Consider the following 16,981-nt stretch of genomic DNA (forward strand, 5'->3'; position numbering starts at 1 on the left):
ATTCGGCCCGTAGGGTGGGCCGGGTGCGCAACCGACACTGGAAATCGACGGCGGCCATCTGCGGTGCACTACTGATCGCGGCGGGGGGAACGGGGTCCGCGGCCGTGCCGACCCCCGTGCAGCACCGTCCGGCCATGGATTGGCCCGCGCTGCCGGTCTTTCCGATCGCCGGCCGGATCGTGGTCCTCGATCCCGGCCACAATGGCGGCGGCGGTGCGCATCCCGATGAGATCAACGCGCAGGTTCCGGACGGGCGCGGCGGGATGAAGCCCTGCAACACCACCGGCACCAATGCCAATGACGGGTACAGCGAGCACGAATTCAACTGGGTGCTGGCGCAGCAGGTGCGGGATCTGCTGACCGCACGCGGCATCCAGGTGGTCATGAGCCGCGATAACGACACCGGCTGGGGGCCGTGTGTGGACGAGCGCGGCACGCTCGGCAATCGGGTCGGTGCGGCGGCGGTCGTATCCATTCACGCCGATGGCGCTCCCGAGGGTGACCACGGGTTCCACGTCGCCTACTCCTCGCCCGCGGTCAATGACGCGCAGGGCGATCCGTCGATCCGGCTGGCTACCGCGCTGCGAGACGGTCTGGACGGCAAGGGTTTCACCGAATCCAACTATGTCGGCTCCCATGGCCTGGACCCGCGCGCGGACCTCGCCGGGCTGAATTTCGCCACGGTCCCGGCCGCGCTGGTCGAGTGCGGCAATATGCGCGATTCGGGTGATATCGCCATGCTCGAATCCCCGGACGGGCGTGCCCGATTGGCGGCTTCCCTCGCGGACGCGATCACGGCGTACATCGGCTAGCACAACGGTCTGCGCGACTCACGGCGCGGGGTGTAAATCTGTCGTTTATGTCGTGAGTACATTGACCAGGTCATTGCAGACTCCGGGAAACCGGACACATGGGTTCCGGGGAGGACTCTGTTGACCACGACCGACGTACAGCCACGCTCGCGATTCGCGGCTTGGCTGCTCGAGGACGCGGGGGAGCGGCACTCCCAGCTACCCGGGCCCATGACCAAACGCCCGCCCAAGGAACATCAGCATTCCTGGTGGAAGGTGATGTGCCTGACCGGTGTCGACTACTTCTCGACGCTCGGATATCAGCCCGGTATCGCGGCGCTGGCCGCAGGCGTGCTTTCGCCGCTGGCGACTCTGGTGCTGGTGGCGCTCACACTGCTGGGCGCGCTGCCGGTCTACCGGCGCGTGGCCAAGGAGAGTCCGCACGGCGGCGGCTCGATCGCCATGCTCGCCAACTTCCTGCCCAACTGGTGGGGCAAGATCCTGATTCTGGTGCTGCTGGGTTTCGCGGCCACCGACTTCACCATCACCATGACGCTGTCGGCGGCCGACGGCGCGGCGCATATTGTCGAGAACCCGAATGTTCCGGGCTTCCTGCACGACCAGAACATGATCATCACGCTGGTGCTGCTCGCGCTGCTGGCGGCGGTGTTCCTCAAGGGCTTCAGTGAGGCCATCAGCATCGCGGTCGTCCTGGTCGGGGTGTATCTGGCGCTGAACGTGGTGGTGTCGGTGGTCGGCATCGTCAAGGTGGCCGAGCACGGGTCCATGGTCACGGACTGGACGCATGCGCTGACCGCGCAGCACGGCAGTCCGATAGCCATGATCGGCGTCGCGCTGCTGGTGTTTCCGAAACTGGCACTTGGTCTTTCGGGATTCGAGACCGGTGTGGCGGTCATGCCGCAGATCAAGGGCTGCCCGGAGGACACCGAGGAATTCCCGCGCATGCGCATTGTCGGCGCGCGCAAACTGCTGACCACGGCCGCGTTCATCATGAGCGGCTTCCTCATCATCACCAGTTTCATCACCACCATCCTGATTCCGGAGGATGCGTTCAAGGACGGCGGACCGGCCAACGGCCGCGCGCTCGCGTATCTGGCGCATCAGTATCTGGGCAATGGTTTCGGCACCGTCTACGACATCAGCACCATCGCCATCCTGTGGTTCGCCGGCGCCTCCGCCATGGCGGGCCTGCTGAATCTGGTGCCGCGCTATCTGCCGCGCTTCGGCATGGCGCCGGAGTGGGCACGCCAGATCCGGCCGCTGGTGCTGGTTTTCGCGGCGGTCTCGTTCGGTATCACCTGGTATTTCAACGCCAGTGTCGATGCGCAGGGCGCGGCGTACGCGACCGGTGTGCTGGTGCTCATCACCTCGGCGGCGGTCGCGGTGACGCTCTCGGCGGCGCGTAAGAAGCAGCGGTCGCGGGTGTTCGCGTTCGGTGTGGTGTCGGCGATCTTCGTCTACACCACCATCGACAATGTGATCGAGAAGCCGGAGGGCGCGCAGCTGGCGCTGCTGTTCATTCTGGCGATCCTGGTGGTGTCCTTCGCTTCCCGCTTCCGCCGGGCCTTCGAACTGCGGGCCGTGCACGTGACCTTCGACGAGAAGGCCGGGCAGATGATCGACGATCTGGCCGCGCGCGGCGAGGTCCGCATCGTCACGCACGATATCGACAATCGGGAGCCCGAGGAGTACGCGGAGAAGGAAGCCGATCAGCGGCGCGAGAGCCATATTCCGGCGGAGGAGCCGATCCTCTTCCTCGAGGTCATCGTGCGCGACCCCTCGGAGTTCAGCACCGAATTGCTGGTGACCGAGGTGGATGTGGACCAGTACCACATTCTTTCGGTCGAGGCCGCGGCCGTGCCGAACTGCATTGCCGCCATCCTGCTGGCTATTCGCGATCGCACCGGCGCTCCGCCGCACGTGTATTTCGAATGGACCGAGGGCAATCCGCTGACCAACCTCATGCGGTTCATGTTCTTCGGCGAGGGTGAGGTCGCTCCGGTGACGCGGGAGATCCTGCGCCGGGCCGTGCCCCGCCGGTCGCAGCGACCGCACGTGCACGTCGACAGCTGACCTCCCAGAACCCGCCCGGCCCCGCTGACGCACTGTGCAGCGGGGCCGTTCTCAACTTGTTCGCATTTTAGCTGTAACCGTGGGTTTCATGTACGCGTAGAATATTGCTACGCTCACGAAGCAACAGGCGACTGTGGGTCTGCTCACCCGGGTCACCGACAACGCTGTCAAGAACTCGACATCAGGAGTATCGATGAAGCTACTTCCGAAACTGGGCCGCCGGCCGGTGACCGAACCCGGTGAGGTAGCCCTGCACGCCCGGAACGTGCACTTCGACTGGTCCAATACCGCCCCGGTGTGGATGACCGCCGAACCGATCGCCTCCCATGTGCTGAACGCGCTGAGCATGATGCTGCCCGAGGGCGAGCGCATGTTCCTGGTGACCTACGGGGAAGCTCTCGAACTCGTCCGGGACGAGAAGCTGCGCGAGGCCATGATCGGCTTCATCGGCCAGGAATCCATGCACGCCGAGAGCCATAACGGCGCGCTCGAAGAGGTCCTCGCCACGCACGGGATCGATGTGGAACCGTTTGTGCGACAGGCGGAATACCTGTTCCGCAAGACCCTCGGCCACCGTGAGATGGGTTCCGCGGCCGCCCAGCAGCAGGTGCTGGTGGAACGGCTCGGCGTCATCGCCACGCTCGAACACTTCTTCGCCTTCCTCGGCGACTGGGTGCTCAATGCCGATCTGGAGAAGTTCGACGCCGACCCGCAGATGCTGGATCTGTTCCGCTGGCACGGGGCCGAAGAGGTCGAACACCGCATGGTCGCGCACGATGTGGCCGAGTACTTCGGGGTCGGATATCTGCGGCGCGGTGCGCTCATGCTGATCGTCTTCCCGATCTTCATCGCACTACTGCTGCGCGGCACCAAGTATCTGGTGCATCAGGATCCGTCGCTGCCCAATCACCGGTATCCGGTACTGGTCGCCCGGATCTTCGCGTCCATGTGGCGGGGTGCGGTACCGGGCATTCCGTCGCTGCTGATCAGTGCGCTGTCCACCTTCAAGCCCGGATACACCCCCGAGCCCGTGGGTTCGAGCGCGCAGGCCATCGCCTACCTCGCGCAGTCGCCGGCTGCCCGAGCCATGGCCTCGTGAGCGGGAGCCGGCCGGTTCCCGCGCAGCCGCCGCTCGATCTGTACGGGAAGGGGCGTTCCGACCGTGCCACCCGCGTGCTCGATGCCATCGCGGAGACCCGGCTGCGCTGGACCACCCTGGTGAACCGGCACGAACCGCCCGCCCGCGTCGATGATCGGCGGCTGCCGCTGGTGCTGGTGCAGCGCCGGGTGGAAGCGCACGACACCGATGTCATCAGCCTGATGTTCACCGCGGCCGACGGGCGGGCGCTGCCCGAATGGCGGCCGGGTGCGCACCTGGATCTCGAACTGCCGTCGGGGCGGGTGCGGCAGTACTCGCTGTGCGGTGATCCGGCGGATCGGCACGCCTATCGAATCGCGGTGCGCCGCATACCGAACGGCGGCGGCGGATCGCTCGAGGTGCACGATTCGCTGACCGTGGGAACACCGGTGACGGTGCGCGGGCCGCGCAATGCGTTCCCCTTCGTGCTGCCGGGTTACGGATCCTCCGCCGCGCGAGTGCATTTCGTCGCGGGCGGTATCGGCATCACCCCGATCCTGCCGATGGTGCGGATGGCGCACCGGCTCGGCGTGGAGTGGACCATGGTGTACGCCGGGCGCAGTCGCGACACCATTCCGTTCCTGTCGGAGGTCGAATCCTTCGGGCATCGCGTCACCATCCGCACCGATGACGAGCACGGCATACCCACCGCCGCCGAGTTGCTGGCCGGCGTCGGGACCGATACCTCCGTCTACTGCTGCGGACCCGTGGTCATGACGCAGGCCATTGCCGACTCGGTGCGCGAGATGCCGGGCGTGGAACTGTATTCCGAGCGCTTCTCACCGCCGCCGGTGGTGAACGGCGCCGCCTTCCAGGTGCAGCTCGCGCGCACCGGCGAGGTCATCGACATTCCCGCCGACAAGTCGGTGCTCGAGGAAGTGCTCAAGGTTCGCCCCGACAGCCCGTATTCGTGCCGCCAGGGCTTCTGCCGTACCTGCAAGGTCAATACGCTCGCCGGTGCGGTCGACCACCGCGACACCGTGCTCACCGACGGTGAACGGGCCGCCGGCGACATGCTCATCTGTGTATCCCGTTGCGCCGGCGACCGTTTGGTCCTGGACCTGTGACACCCGCTCAGGAGAACCTCGTGACCGATCAACCGACCGTCATTGCCGCCGCCGAGCGCATCGTGCGCAGTGGCGAATTCGATATCGCCGTCTACGAATACGGTGAGCCCTCTGCCGAAACTGTTGTGCTGGTGCACGGTTGGCCCGATGACAATCACCTCTGGGATCGGGTGGTGCCGCTGCTGGCCGACCGCTTCCACGTGGTCACCTATGACACCCGCGGGCACGGTCGCTCCACGCGTACCGATCGCACCGAGGACTACCGGCTCGAACATTTCGCCGCCGATTTCTTCGCCGTCGCCGAGGCGGTGAGCCCCGATGAGCCGGTGCACATCCTGGCGCACGACTGGGGTTCGGTGGAGATGTGGGAGGCGGTGTGCGAGCCCGAAGCCGCCACGCGCGTAGCGTCTTTCACGTCGGTGTCCGGGCCGAACCTGGACCACATGGGCGCCTGGGTGCGCGCCGATCTCTCGCGCGGCAAGGTGTGGGGTCCCTTCACCCAGCTGCTGTCCTCGGCCTACACCGGCCTGTTCATGACGCCCGGGCTGCCGAAGGTGGTGCTGCGCCCGCTGGGCACCGAGAAGGTGTGGTCGCGGTTTGTCGGGCTGATGAACGACACCTCGCCGGAGAACATCAAATTCGGGCCCGAGTTCCGGCGCGACTTCTTCGACGGTATGCGCATCTACCGGGCGAATATCGTGCAGCGCATGGCCGGTCCGCGGGATCGCCGCACCGAGGTTCCGGTGCAGCTCATCATCGCTCGCCGCGATGTTGCGGTGCGGCCGGCCGGATACGCCGACACCAAGGAGTACGCGCCCAACCTGTACCGGCGTGAGGTCGGCGGCGGGCACTGGCTGCCGTTCTCGCATCCCGAGCTGCTGGCCACCTCCACCGCCGAACTCATCGATTCGCTGCGCACCGGGGATGCTCCGCGCACGCTGCGCCGGGCCGAAGTCGGCAGGGAGCAGCGGAAATTCGAGGACCAGCTGCTGGTCATCACCGGCGGTGGCAGTGGCATCGGCCGTGAGACCGCGCTCGCATTCGCGCGGGGCGGTGCGGAGGTGGTGCTGTCGGATATCAACCTCGACTCCGCCAAGGAGACGGTGGAACTCATTGCACGCGAAGGCGGTACGGCGCACGCGTACCAGCTGGACGTATCCTCCGCGGAGGCCGTCGATGAGCACGCCGCCACGGTGATCGCCGCGCACGGTGTGCCGGACATCCTCATCAACAATGCGGGGATCGGGCAGGCGGGGGACTTCTTCGACACTCCCGCAGCCGAATTCGATCGGGTGCTGAATATCAATCTGTACGGCGTGGTCAATGGCTGCCGGGCGTTCGGTAAGGCCATGGCCGAGCGTGGGCTCGGCGGTCATATCGTGAATCTCTCCAGCATGGCCGCGTACACCCCGCAGCGTGGTTTCTCGGCGTACTCCACCAGCAAGTCGGCGGTGTTCATGTTCTCCGATTGCCTGCGCGCCGAACTGGCGGGCAAGAACATCGGCGTGCACACCATCTGCCCCGGCATCGTGCACACGAATATTGTTGCCACCACTCGATTCTCGGGTGTTTCCGCCGAGGAGGAGGCAGCCAAGCAGGAGCGCTTCGACAAGCTCTACGCGGCGCGCCGCTACGGGCCGGAGAAGGTCGCGGCGCAGATCGTCAAGGCCGTCGAACAGGGACGTGACATCGTGCCGGTGACACCCGAGGCGTGGTTGCAGTATAGGTTCAACCGCTTCGCGCCGACCGTCGCTCGCTTCTTCGCGGCGCGGGTGAAGCTGACGTAGCCGCGTGCCTTCGGAATAAGCATGTGCCCCCTGCGAATATCCGCAGGGGGCACACTTGTCTCAGTCCTGGCCCGCGGATGTGCGCGGGGGTGATCCCGGCTACGGGTGTCGCCGCCGTGGTTGCGTGGTCGTCGCTGTGGTGGCGCGGGCGTTTTGTACCCAGCGGATATGTGGTTCACACCAGGAGGACTTCCCCGAATTGAGGGGGCTGTCGAAGTAATCGGGGGGCCAGTAGCTTTCGGCTATAGCGCGAAGCTGCCGGCGGCAGCGGCGAGGAGGCAGTCCGATGATTGTTGTGACGGTCGTGCTCGGGATCATCTTCTTTGGCGCCATGCTGTTCGTCGGGCTCGGCGGCGGCACGAGTAGTCGCAGCTCCAGTGGAAACCGTTGGAGCCATGGGATTTCCGGCGGCAGCTATTCGGGTTCGTGTGGCGGCGGTGGTGGGACCGGCGGTGGCCACAGCGGCTGCGGCGGGGGGAGCAGCGGGTGCGGGGGAGGGAGCGGCTGTGGCGGGGGCGGTTGCGGGGGCGGCGGTTGCGGTGGGGGCGGCGGATGTGGCGGAGGCGGCGGCTGAGTCTCCGGCGGAGGGGAGCGGCCGAGGTTCAGGCCTCGGCCGCCAACGCCTGCTCGATAGCCGTGACCCGCTCATGCGGAATGCCCCACGGGGTGTCCACTCCTACTACCGAATCCAGATTCCACAGCACACACTGCTCACCCGGCCGCGCCACGAGCGACCATGCCACTACGGTGCGTCCCAATTGATTGGCCATGGGATCGGCCGCGGCGGCTGCTCCGCGTACGCCCTCACCGTCCGGGAAGTGGTGCAGGAACCGCCCGTACGCGCTGTCGCAGAACATCGCGTACCTCCTGGTGCAGAGGATGAGGCCGTGCCAGGCCTCATCCACCGCGTGCGAGGGCATCCCGATGATCCGGTCCTCCCGCATGGCGGCTCCGCAGCAGCGAAGCCATTGCCGCAGACCGGTTTCCACCAGTTCGCGCGGCTGCCAGGGGCAGGTCTTGAAGACGGCCTCGGGGAGTTCCAGGGCGTCCACGACTCGGTTCAGCTCATCGAGTCGTGGACGCCGGAAGCGTCGCAGCACCATGATTCACGGTACGACAGTGGGCTCCTCGCCCGCATGCCGCTGTTCTCCGCGGGTTGCGCGCAGGCTGGTCAAGGTGACCGTCGCCAGCACCACCACGATGAACACCAGCGAAGCGGCGGTGGGAATCTGGGGCACGCCGCTCCAGATGCCGTGCGCCCAGTGCAGCACCAGCTTCACGCCGATGAAGGCGAGAATGGCGGCCAGGCCGTAGGCCAGGTGCACCAGTCGTGACAGCGCGGCGTGCAGCACGAAATACAGTGCGCGCAAACCGAGTAGCGCGAAGGCGTTGGTGGCGAACACCAGGAACGGGTCACCGGTGACGCCGTATACCGCGGGGACGGAGTCGACGGCGAAGACCAGGTCGGTGGCCATAACCGCGGCCACCACCAGGGCGAGCGGGGTGAGTGCGCGGCGACCGGCCTGCCGGACGGTCATGCGGGTGCCCTGGTAATCGTCGGTGACCGGCATGAACCGGCGCATCAGCTTGACCGACTTCATCGACGAAACGTCGACCTCCTGCTCATGCCCGCCCGCCGCATCGGCCAGCAGCTTCACGGCGGTGACCAGCAGGATCAGGCCGAACAGCAGGAACGCCCAGTCCAGTGTGGCCAGGGCCGCGGCGCCCAGTGCGATGAAGATGCCGCGCAGCACCAGCGCTCCGGCGATGCCGTACAGCAGGACTCGCTGCGCCAGCGCGGCCGGGACCGCGAAAGCCGACAGCAGCAGCATGAAGACGAAGAGGTTGTCGACCGACAGCGACTTCTCCAGCAGATATCCGGTGAAGAATTCCATGCCGGTGGTCGAGCCGTGGCCGGCCCACAGGAAGATGCCGAACGCGATCGGCAGGGCGATATAGAAGACGGTCCAGCCGATGGCCTCGCGCATGGACACTTCGTGCGGGCGGCGGGTGATCGCGAAGTCCATGACCAGCAGGACCAGGACGACGGCGATGGTGCCGCCCCACAACCACGGTGTGCCGATGGTGTGGATTACCGCGGGACTTGCGAATAGTGCGAAGTCGGGACTCATTCAGGACCTCCTCGGGCAGGAAAAACCGCCTGAGGTCTCCTTCACCCGTGTCCTCGGGCAACCACCCGGGGATCGCGATGGCGCAATCCGTACTGACCGGAATGATTCTTGGGAAGTACTCCCCTCGCCGCAGAGGATAGCCGACCCTTAACTCACCTGTCCAACAAGCCGCGCCGTGTGCGTGGTCACCCGGCGCGGCCATCCGGGGCTAACGCGGGCTGAGTACGACCACCGCGATCGGCCGGGACGTCTTCTTCTGATACTCCGCGTACCGGCCGCCGTTGACCTTGTCGACCAGCGCGAATCGCCGCGCGTAGTCCGGACCGTCCGGATAGGTGGGGTGCGCGGTCACCTGGATCTTGGTGGTGCCGACCTGGATCTCGACCTCCGGCGCGGCCTTCACATTCGCCAGCCAGCCCGGCGGCTTCGAGGAGCCGCCATTGGATGCGGTCACCAGGTAGTCCTTACCGTCCTTGGCATAGGTCAGCGCCGAGGTGCGCGGCTGCCCGGTCTTGCGGCCGACCGTCCGCAGCAGCAGCGTCGGATTGCCGAAGAGCAGCCGGTGCCCGACCAGCCCGCCGGTGTTCTCGTAGAGCCATTGGTGGCCTCGAAGCACGTTCACGAACAGATTCGCCATGGTTCCTCCTGTTGCGCGGTCAACGCCAGCCTATGCGGTTCACGATCTGATCATGAAGCCGCCGATACGGTGGGCTTGCTCGCGCTGCCGGAGTCTCCAATTCCGTTCGACAACAACAGGATCGAAGAAATGAACACTGCCCTCGTGGCCTCCCCGATCAAGAACCGCAATGCCGTACTGGTGTGGCTCGTCTGGCCGCTCATCACGCTCGGCATCTACTTCCTGGTCTGGTACTACAAGATCCACGAGGAGATGGCGGAACTGCGCCGCGACCCGGATGCGCCCGTCGCCGGCCCGCTCCTGGTGATGATCTTCCTGTCCTGGACCGGTATCGCCGCCCTCATCAGCTTCTGGCGCACCGGCACCCGCATCAAGGAATCCCAGGAGGCCGCCGGCCTCGAAGGCACCTGCAACCCGGTCCTCGGCTTCCTCCTGAACTTCGTCTTCGGCCTCGGCATCCTCTACTACCAGCTCGAACTCAACAAGATCGCCGACCGCTTCACCGCATGACCGAAACCCGCCCTGCCCCGCCCGATTCGGGCCGAGCCACCGCAACCGAAAGCCCCCCGGCGCCATCCCCGCCGGGGGTCTTCCGCACCCCAACCTACGACACCGTGGAAACCCGGGGGTCCACTAGGCATCCCCCCAACCCTCGCGGTAGCATCGCGAGGCCCGCAGCGCACCGCCGCGGTCAGGGGCGGTAGCTCAGTCGGTTAGAGCCGTGGACTCATAATCCATTGGTCGCGGGTTCGAGCCCCGCCCGCCCCACTTACAGCCTCTGCTCAGCCCCGGACCGCTACCGCGAGTCTTCTTCTCGCACGCGGTTTTTGGGAATACGAATGGATTGTGCGCGTCGTCGACGCGGGTGGTCCGGTATTTCGGGATCAGGTCAGTGTCAGGAGGTTCAGCAGCTCCACCCCGCGGGCGGCCAGGGTGGTGCGGCCGCTGCGGCCTCGGTCTATGACGCAGAGGGCGTGGGTGATGGTGGCGCCCAGGGGGCGGAGGTCGGCTGCGGAGGGGGCGATTTGGCCGCCGGTGTTTACGACGGCGTCGACGATCAGGACGTGTTTGCCGGTGATGTCGGTGCCCTCGGCCAGTCGGCAGGTTCCGTGGATCTTGGCCTTCTTGAGGATGAAGGCGATGGGCTGCAACGGAATTCGCGGCACGACGATGCGGTCGCGGAGTACCCGCGACCGCGGTGGTCATGGCGTGCCGGGTGTGACGATCAGAAAGAGCCGGTGCTGGGCTTGGGGGGCGTCGTGGTGGTGGTCGTGACGTCGGCCACGGTGACCGCCTGGGTCGTGGTGGAGCCGGCGACGCCGGTGCGGCCGGAGAAGGTGGCGGTGATGTTGTAGGTGCCCGCGGCGCCTGGAGTCCAGCCGATCGAGGCGGTGCCGTTCGCGGCGACGGGGATGCTGCCGAGAACCTGGTCACCCGCCTTGAACTCGATGGTACCGCCCGCTGCCGCAGGAGAGACGCTCGCCCGCAGGGTGGTGGCGGTGTTGACCTGGAGGCCGCTCACGGGGGCGAGCGTGGTGGTCGAGACGGCGTCGCTGGACACGGTGATAGCCGGGCCCTTATCGGTGTAGTTGCCGGCGCCGAGGGAGCCGTTGTAGCTCATGGAGGTCGGCAGCGGGGTGTCGCGGGCGCAGTTGACGCCCACCGTGTACTGCACCGAGAAGGTCTGGGACTTCGGTGAGATATTCGGGTACACAGGGTATTTGATGACGCTGAAGGAGGCGCTGGCCGTGCCCGCGGCCGAGGTGTCGAGCGAGACCTGATCGCCGCCCATCGTGGCCGAGCCCGCGACCGGAGTCAGGCAGGTGGGGTGCGCGTCCGCGATCGAGTAGATGTACTCCACCGGAATGCCGGTCCGCTCGAACATCGTCGTGACGGTGATGGTCTCGCCGGCAATCGGGGTGGTGTCCGAGACCGTTCGGGTGAACTTGCTGCTCCCGTCGGTCCAGGTGACCGTTCCCGATGCGGCCACGGCCGTGCCGGGGATCAGCGTCACCGCGAGACCGCCCGCTACCGCGATCGCGGCCACCACACCGGCTGCCCGCCGCATATTGCTGTCCATCATTCGCATCTCCCACAAACCTCTGATGTCCCTTGACACGGTCGTCGAAGGGTTTCCGCACCCGAGTTCGGCGTGATTACATCACGGTGAACTGGTCGGCGGACCAGAATCTGAAATGATTGCAATTCAGTTTCTGTGAGTGCCGCTGCCCGCCCCCGAAGTCAGCTGGTTGATCTTGTTGTGCCGGGGGCGGCGAAGGACTGACGGTCGCCGGTCCAGGACTCGGGGGAGACGAGCTTTTCCAGGTCTTCGAGGTCGGCTGGGGACAACGCGACGTCGGCGGCGGCTGCGTTTTCGAGGATTCGGGTGGGGCGGCGGGTGCCGGGGATGGGGACTACGTCGGGGCCCTGTGCCAGGAGCCAGGCCAGGGCCAGTTGGCCGGCGGTGATGTCGAGGCGGGTGGCCAGGTCGCGGAGGGCGGCTACCTGGGTGAGGTTGTTTTCCAGGTGGTCGCCTCGGAAGCGGGGGTCGTTGCGGCGGAAGTCGCTGGTGGCCACGGTGGTTGGGTCCAGGGTGGCGGTGAGCAGACCGCGGCCGAGGGGGCTGTAGGGGACGAGGCCGATGCCGAGTTTCCGGGCGGTGGGGACGATATCGTGTTCGGGCTCTCGCCAGAGCATCGACCATTCGAATTGGACTGCGGCGATGGGGTGGACGGCGGCGGCCTCGGCCAGCTGTGCCGGGGTTGCTTCGGAGACGCCCAGGTGGCGGACTTTGCCCGCGGCTACCAATTCGGCCATGGCGCCGATGGTTTCGGCGACCGGTACCTCGGGGTCGATGCGGTGCAGGTAGTAGAGGTCGATGACGTCGCGGTCGAGTCGCTGCAGTGATGCGTCGCAGTATTCGCGGACGCGGGCGGGGTTGCCGTCCAGGCGGACACCGGAATCGGTGCGGACGATGCCGAATTTTGTTGCTACTCGGACCTGTTCGCCCGCATCTCGCAGGGCGCGGGCCAGGAGCCGCTCATTGTGGCCGCTGCCGTAGCTCATGGCGGTGTCGAAAAGGGTTACGCCGGCGTCGATCGCCGTGTGGATCGCGGTGACAGACTCGTCGTCATCGGTCGCGCCGTAGCCCTGGGAGAAACCCATGCATCCCAAACCGATTGCGGAACTGGTCAATTCGCTGCCGAGCTGATGCTGCTGCATGCCCCCATCGTGCTGACGGCGTGGAGATCGCACAAATAGGAATTCCGATGGGTGCCATCGGCGCGTCGATGGGTTACCTGGTGGCGGCGAGGTGTTCGCCGTAGAAGAGCATGAGGCCGACACCGGCCGCAATGCCGCCCAGCAGCCAGAAGCGAATGATGACCGCGGTTTCCGGCCACGTGCTCAGTTCGAAATGGTGGTGGAAGGGGGCCATCTTGAACAGGCGGGTGCGGTTGGCCTTGAAGACCGCGATCTGGAGAGCGACGGAGAGGATTTCCGCGACGAACAGAGCGCCGATGACCGTCATGAGAAGTTCGGTGCGGGTGGTGATGGAAATGCCGGCGATGAGGCCGCCCAGGGCGAGGGAACCGGTATCGCCCATGAAGATCTTGGCGGGGGCCGCATTCCACCACAGGAAGCCGATACAGGCCGCGGCGCCGGAGGCGCACACCAGGGACAGGTCGAGTGGATCGCGGACCGTGTAGCAGCCGACGCCGGGCTTGATCGAGCAGGCATTGGTGTACTGCCAGATGGTGACGATGACGTACGCGCCCAGCGCCAGCGCCATCGATCCGGCAGCCAGGCCGTCGAGGCCGTCGGTGATATTGACCGCGTTCGACCAGGCGATCACGAGGAAGACCACGAGCACCAGGAACACGATGATGCCGAAGGACAGGAACGGATAGTCGCGGACGTACGACAGGTGCCGGCTCGCCGGGGTCAGGCCCGAATTGCTGGGAAAACGCAGCGCCAGGACGCCGAAGACGATGGCGGCGGTGAGCTGTCCGAGGTACTTGCCCTTGGCGGTCAGGCCCAGATTGCGGTGTTTGTACAGCTTGATGAAGTCGTCGAGGAAGCCGACCACGCCGAGCGCCGTCGCCAAGCCGAGGACGAGCAGCCCGGAGGCGGTCAAACCCTCTGAGTCATAACGAATTCCGATCAGATGCGAGCCCAGATAACCGGCCCACATGCCGATGATGATGGCAATGCCGCCCATCGTCGGCGTACCGCGCTTGGCCTGATGACTGGCCGGACCATCCGACCGGATCTCCTGCCCGACATTCCTTTTCGCGAACAGCTTGATCAACAGCGGTGTCAGTGTGATCGACACCGCCAATGCGATCAGGACCGCGAAAAAGATCTGCCTCATCTACCCACCTCGTGCCGCGAACAATTGCTCTGACGCTATCCGCAGCCCCCGAGGCGGTTCACAGGCGGGTTCGGCTCACCGAGATGCGGGCCTCAGAGCACGGCCTGCGTCTGCGTGACCTTGGCGACCAGTTTGCCCGCATCATCCCGAATCTCGGTCTCGATGACAATGAAACTGCGCCCGGCGTGCAGCGGCCGCGCGGTGGCGGTGGCGTACCCCGAGCGCACACCGCGCAGGAAATTGGTCTTGGACTCGACGGTGGTGGTGCCCTGTTTGCCCTCCGGCAGATTCAGGAAGGCACAGACCGCGCCGGTGGAATCCGCGAGCGCCATCAGCGCGCCGCCGTGCATGCCGCCGCCGAGGGTGCACAGGGATTCGTCCCAGGCCAGGCGGCTGCGGACCTGCTCGGGTCCGTGCTCGAGCACCTCGATGCCGAGACGATCGGCGAACGGCATGGTGCTGAAGAGTTCGGTTCCGATCGGATCCAATGCTGTTTCGGTCATGGGTTCGACTCTGCCGCATGAGGTGCCGCGCCGCGATTACCCCGGGGGTAATGCCGGGGCGGAGACCGGCGGCAGCGGGTAGGAGGCCGCACCGCACAGAGGTCCGACGCGGCGAGTATCGGAGTGGTCGGCGATTCTGCGAGACTCGCCGGGTGCGGGTAGATGTGCTGGGGCCGGTTCAGGCGTCGACGGATACGGGGGCGCCGATCGAGATCGGCGGGGTCAGGGTGCGCATGCTGCTGGCCCGGCTCGCGCTCGAGGCGGGCGGGCGGGACGGTGTCGGCGGCGGCGGCGCTGATCGACGGGCTGTGGGGCGAGGAGCCGCCCGGTGACGCGCCCGGTGCGCTGCAGGCCCTGGTATCGCGGTTGCGGCGCGCCCTGCGCGAGGCGGGGACGGTGGAGCTCACGGCCGGTGGGTATCGGCTGCCCGGGGTCGAGGTGGATTCCGAGCGGTTCGAGGAGCTGGTCAAGCGGGGGCGGCGGGAGTCGGCGGCCGGGCGGGCGGAATCTGCGGCCGGGCTGCTCGGCGAGGCGCTGGAATTGTGGCGGGGGCCGGTGCTCGGGGATGTGCAGGATGCGCCGTTCGTGCAGGTTGTCGCGGCTCGGCTGGACGATTTGCGGGCGGCGGCCGTGGAGGACCGGTTCGCGGCCGAACTCCAATTGGGGCGCTACGCAGACATTCTCGCGGATCTGGAGGTCGCCGGGGCCGAACATCCGCTGAGTGAGCGGCTGGCGGCGCTGCGCATGCGGGCGCTGGCCGCGGCTGGGCGGCAATCCGATGCGCTGGCGGTGTACGAGGGCATGCGGGAGCGGCTGGGCGATGAGCTCGGCATCGACCCGTCGGCGGAATTGCGGGACACCCATCTCGCGCTCTTGCGTGGCGAGCTGCATGAGCACGGTGGCGGTGAAGCTCTTGCTGATCGAGCCGATGGTGAAGAGCGTGTCCGGGTCGACGGGCAGCGGGTTCTCGATGCTGGTCACGCCGTGCGAGGCGAAGATCTCGCGGCCGTCCACCCAGATGCCGACGGTGACGCCCGGGATTCCGAATTCGGTGGCGGTGGCTTCGACGATCTCCGACAGCGCGATATCCGACGAAGCTTCGATATCCGACGAAGCTTCGATGTTCGACAGTGCGATGTTCGACATTGCAGTACCTCTCCTGTGTTCGGTGTGCGGCTCTCGTTTTCGGCCGCTCATCCGGTCTGAAACCAGATTGCCGAGCGCCGCTGACAGCAGGCCGACAGTGCGCCGACAGCGCTGACAGGCCCGCTGACAGCACCGATCAGCGGGGTATCGGCACTGGTCGGAGGCTTCTCTCAGCCCCTCTTCAGGAGAGAGCTAGCAAATGCTCAGTGAACTAGGGCAGTGTGAAAATCTGCCGATCAGAATTAGTCATCTACTGAGGAGATATCCGGCGTGCGATTGTCGAAGACCTGGGGCGGCGTGGTTCTCGCGTTGACCGCAACCGTCCTGCTACCAGTCGCCGCGGGTACTGCCTCCGCAGCATCCGGGGTTGCCCTGCGCGCCGGCGGCATCTCGACGGACGGTTCGCACATCGCCTCCAGCGAGTCGACCGACGCCCGCACGGTGAAGCTGCAGGTCTACTCGGCCGCCATGGACAAGAACATCGAGGTCGATGTGCAGCGTCCGGCCGGCACCTCCGCGCCGAGCCCGGTGCTCTATCTGCTCAATGGCGCGGGCGGCGGCGAGGACTCCGCCACCTGGCAGCGGCAGACCGATGCGCTGAACTTCCTCTCGGACAAGAACGTCACTGTGGTGCAGCCGGTCGGCGGCGGATTCAGCTACTACACCGACTGGCGCGACGCGGATCCCACACTGGGCGTGAACAAGTGGAAGACCTTCCTCACCCAGGAGTTGCCCCCGCTCGTCGACAAGGCGCTGAACACCAACGGCCGCAATGCGATTGCCGGACTGTCCATGGCGGGCACCTCGGTGCTGCAGTTGGGGATCGCCGCGCCGGGGCTCTACCAGTCGGTGGCCTCCTACAGCGGGTGCGCGCAGATCAGTGATCCGGTGGGCTACAACGCCGTGAATCTGGTGGTCGCGGCCGGCGGGGGCAATTCCGCGAATATGTATGGGCCCAAAGGTGATCCGATGTGGGCGGCCAATGATCCCTATGTGCACGCCGACCAGCTGCGCGGCATGAATCTCTACATCTCCAGCGGCTCCGGCCTGCCCGGGCCGTGGGACACGCTGAACGGTCCGCACACCCTGCCGGGTGTCGGCGGAGTGGTGAATCAGACCACCCTCGGCGGCGCGCTGGAGGCCGCCACCAACTACTGCTCGCACAATCTGCAGGCCAAGCTGGGTCAGCTGGGCATTCCCGCCACCTTCAACTTCACGCCGACCGGCACCCACTCCTGGGGCTACTGGCAGGATGATCTGAAGAATTCGTGGCCGGTGCTCGCGGCCGGACTGGGGTTGCCCGCCAACTGAATT

The 16,981-nt window shown here is 66.4% G+C and carries 15 protein-coding genes, 1 tRNA gene and 2 pseudogenes; 9 read left to right on the forward strand and 9 right to left on the reverse strand.

What is annotated here, in order from left to right; all coding sequences use genetic code 11:
* Window positions 1–23 precede the first annotated feature (23 nt).
* The 5 genes from OG716_RS40285 (at window position 24) to OG716_RS40305 (ending at window position 6,877) form a co-directional block, all read left to right on the forward strand.
* On the forward strand, window positions 24–812 hold the full coding sequence (locus OG716_RS40285; RefSeq protein ID WP_405135411.1) for an N-acetylmuramoyl-L-alanine amidase: 789 nt from the start codon (window positions 24–26) through the stop codon (window positions 810–812).
* Window positions 813–1,022: 210 nt separating this feature from the next.
* Window positions 1,023–2,885, forward strand: a complete 1,863-nt coding sequence (locus OG716_RS40290) for an amino acid transporter (protein ID WP_327146673.1) — start codon at window positions 1,023–1,025, stop codon at window positions 2,883–2,885.
* Window positions 2,886–3,078: 193 nt separating this feature from the next.
* Complete coding sequence (locus OG716_RS40295; protein WP_297620541.1) at window positions 3,079–3,984, forward strand: metal-dependent hydrolase; 906 nt, start codon at window positions 3,079–3,081, stop codon at window positions 3,982–3,984.
* Window positions 3,981–5,090, forward strand: coding sequence for a PDR/VanB family oxidoreductase (locus tag OG716_RS40300; RefSeq protein WP_405135412.1), 1,110 nt, complete (start codon window positions 3,981–3,983; stop codon window positions 5,088–5,090). The genes OG716_RS40295 and OG716_RS40300 overlap by 4 nt, the downstream gene beginning before the upstream one ends.
* Before the next feature lie 20 nt (window positions 5,091–5,110).
* Window positions 5,111–6,877 (forward strand): SDR family oxidoreductase, encoded by a 1,767-nt coding sequence (locus OG716_RS40305; protein WP_405135413.1) that lies wholly within the window; start codon window positions 5,111–5,113, stop codon window positions 6,875–6,877.
* A gap of 602 nt (window positions 6,878–7,479) precedes the next feature.
* Here the strand turns inward: OG716_RS40305 and OG716_RS40310 are convergent.
* The 3 genes from OG716_RS40310 to OG716_RS40320 all read right to left on the reverse strand — a co-directional run bounded on the left by OG716_RS40310 (window position 7,480) and on the right by OG716_RS40320 (window position 9,646).
* Window positions 7,480–7,980, reverse strand: coding sequence for a hypothetical protein (locus OG716_RS40310; protein WP_405135414.1), 501 nt, complete (start codon window positions 7,978–7,980; stop codon window positions 7,480–7,482).
* A 3-nt stretch (window positions 7,981–7,983) separates the two neighbouring features.
* On the reverse strand, window positions 7,984–9,009 hold the full coding sequence (locus OG716_RS40315; RefSeq protein WP_405135415.1) for a TerC/Alx family metal homeostasis membrane protein: 1,026 nt from the start codon (window positions 9,007–9,009) through the stop codon (window positions 7,984–7,986).
* A 208-nt stretch (window positions 9,010–9,217) separates the two neighbouring features.
* The gene (locus tag OG716_RS40320) at window positions 9,218–9,646 is read right to left on the reverse strand and encodes a nitroreductase family deazaflavin-dependent oxidoreductase (RefSeq protein WP_405135416.1); all 429 of its coding nucleotides are present in this window, start codon (window positions 9,644–9,646) and stop codon (window positions 9,218–9,220) included.
* Window positions 9,647–9,775: 129 nt separating this feature from the next.
* On the opposite strand from OG716_RS40320, the gene OG716_RS40325 reads away from it, so the two are divergent.
* The gene (locus OG716_RS40325; protein WP_405135417.1) at window positions 9,776–10,156 is read left to right on the forward strand and encodes a DUF4234 domain-containing protein; all 381 of its coding nucleotides are present in this window, start codon (window positions 9,776–9,778) and stop codon (window positions 10,154–10,156) included.
* Between the two features lie 184 nt (window positions 10,157–10,340).
* Window positions 10,341–10,414, forward strand: a tRNA-Ile gene (locus tag OG716_RS40330).
* Between the two features lie 116 nt (window positions 10,415–10,530).
* Here the strand turns inward: OG716_RS40330 and OG716_RS40335 are convergent.
* The 5 genes from OG716_RS40335 to OG716_RS40355 all read right to left on the reverse strand — a co-directional run bounded on the left by OG716_RS40335 (window position 10,531) and on the right by OG716_RS40355 (window position 14,521).
* Window positions 10,531–10,812 carry a hypothetical protein gene (locus OG716_RS40335; protein ID WP_405135418.1) on the reverse strand — a complete coding sequence of 94 codons (282 nt, stop codon included), beginning with the start codon at window positions 10,810–10,812 and terminating at the stop codon, window positions 10,531–10,533.
* 59 nt (window positions 10,813–10,871) lie between these two features.
* The gene (locus tag OG716_RS40340; protein WP_405135419.1) at window positions 10,872–11,729 is read right to left on the reverse strand and encodes an Ig-like domain-containing protein; all 858 of its coding nucleotides are present in this window, start codon (window positions 11,727–11,729) and stop codon (window positions 10,872–10,874) included.
* Window positions 11,730–11,887: 158 nt separating this feature from the next.
* The gene (locus tag OG716_RS40345) at window positions 11,888–12,868 is read right to left on the reverse strand and encodes an aldo/keto reductase (RefSeq protein ID WP_405135420.1); all 981 of its coding nucleotides are present in this window, start codon (window positions 12,866–12,868) and stop codon (window positions 11,888–11,890) included.
* Between the two features lie 73 nt (window positions 12,869–12,941).
* Complete coding sequence (gene mraY, locus OG716_RS40350) at window positions 12,942–14,018, reverse strand: phospho-N-acetylmuramoyl-pentapeptide-transferase (protein ID WP_355127098.1); 1,077 nt, start codon at window positions 14,016–14,018, stop codon at window positions 12,942–12,944.
* A gap of 92 nt (window positions 14,019–14,110) precedes the next feature.
* Complete coding sequence (locus tag OG716_RS40355; protein WP_405135421.1) at window positions 14,111–14,521, reverse strand: PaaI family thioesterase; 411 nt, start codon at window positions 14,519–14,521, stop codon at window positions 14,111–14,113.
* Between the two features lie 162 nt (window positions 14,522–14,683).
* On the opposite strand from OG716_RS40355, the pseudogene OG716_RS40360 reads away from it, so the two are divergent.
* Window positions 14,684–15,385, forward strand: a pseudogene (locus tag OG716_RS40360) (BTAD domain-containing putative transcriptional regulator); the annotation flags it as partial.
* A 63-nt stretch (window positions 15,386–15,448) separates the two neighbouring features.
* Here the strand turns inward: OG716_RS40360 and OG716_RS40365 are convergent.
* A pseudogene (locus OG716_RS40365) lies at window positions 15,449–15,718 on the reverse strand (serine hydrolase); the annotation flags it as partial.
* Between the two features lie 219 nt (window positions 15,719–15,937).
* Here OG716_RS40365 and OG716_RS40370 point away from each other — a divergent pair.
* Window positions 15,938–16,978 carry an alpha/beta hydrolase gene (locus tag OG716_RS40370; protein ID WP_405135422.1) on the forward strand — a complete coding sequence of 347 codons (1,041 nt, stop codon included), beginning with the start codon at window positions 15,938–15,940 and terminating at the stop codon, window positions 16,976–16,978.
* Window positions 16,979–16,981 lie beyond the last annotated feature (3 nt).

It is taken from the genome of Nocardia sp. NBC_01388, assembly GCF_045040085.1.
In the GTDB taxonomy this organism is placed as follows: Bacteria; Actinomycetota; Actinomycetes; order Mycobacteriales; family Mycobacteriaceae; genus Nocardia.

Excerpts from the sequence above, each read along its gene's own strand:
- OG716_RS40355 (WP_405135421.1), bottom strand. The coding sequence starts at position 14,521 with ATGACCGAAACAGCATTGGATCCGATCGGAACCGAACTCTTCAGCACC.
- OG716_RS40295 (WP_297620541.1), top strand. The coding sequence starts at position 3,079 with ATGAAGCTACTTCCGAAACTGGGCCGCCGGCCGGTGACCGAACCCGGT.
- OG716_RS40290 (WP_327146673.1), top strand. The coding sequence starts at position 1,023 with ATGACCAAACGCCCGCCCAAGGAACATCAGCATTCCTGGTGGAAGGTG.
- mraY (WP_355127098.1), bottom strand. The coding sequence starts at position 14,018 with ATGAGGCAGATCTTTTTCGCGGTCCTGATCGCATTGGCGGTGTCGATC.
- OG716_RS40310 (WP_405135414.1), bottom strand. The coding sequence starts at position 7,980 with ATGGTGCTGCGACGCTTCCGGCGTCCACGACTCGATGAGCTGAACCGA.
- OG716_RS40325 (WP_405135417.1), top strand. The coding sequence starts at position 9,776 with ATGAACACTGCCCTCGTGGCCTCCCCGATCAAGAACCGCAATGCCGTA.
- OG716_RS40345 (WP_405135420.1), bottom strand. The coding sequence starts at position 12,868 with ATGCAGCAGCATCAGCTCGGCAGCGAATTGACCAGTTCCGCAATCGGT.
- OG716_RS40315 (WP_405135415.1), bottom strand. The coding sequence starts at position 9,009 with ATGAGTCCCGACTTCGCACTATTCGCAAGTCCCGCGGTAATCCACACC.
- OG716_RS40320 (WP_405135416.1), bottom strand. The coding sequence starts at position 9,646 with ATGGCGAATCTGTTCGTGAACGTGCTTCGAGGCCACCAATGGCTCTAC.
- OG716_RS40340 (WP_405135419.1), bottom strand. The coding sequence starts at position 11,729 with ATGATGGACAGCAATATGCGGCGGGCAGCCGGTGTGGTGGCCGCGATC.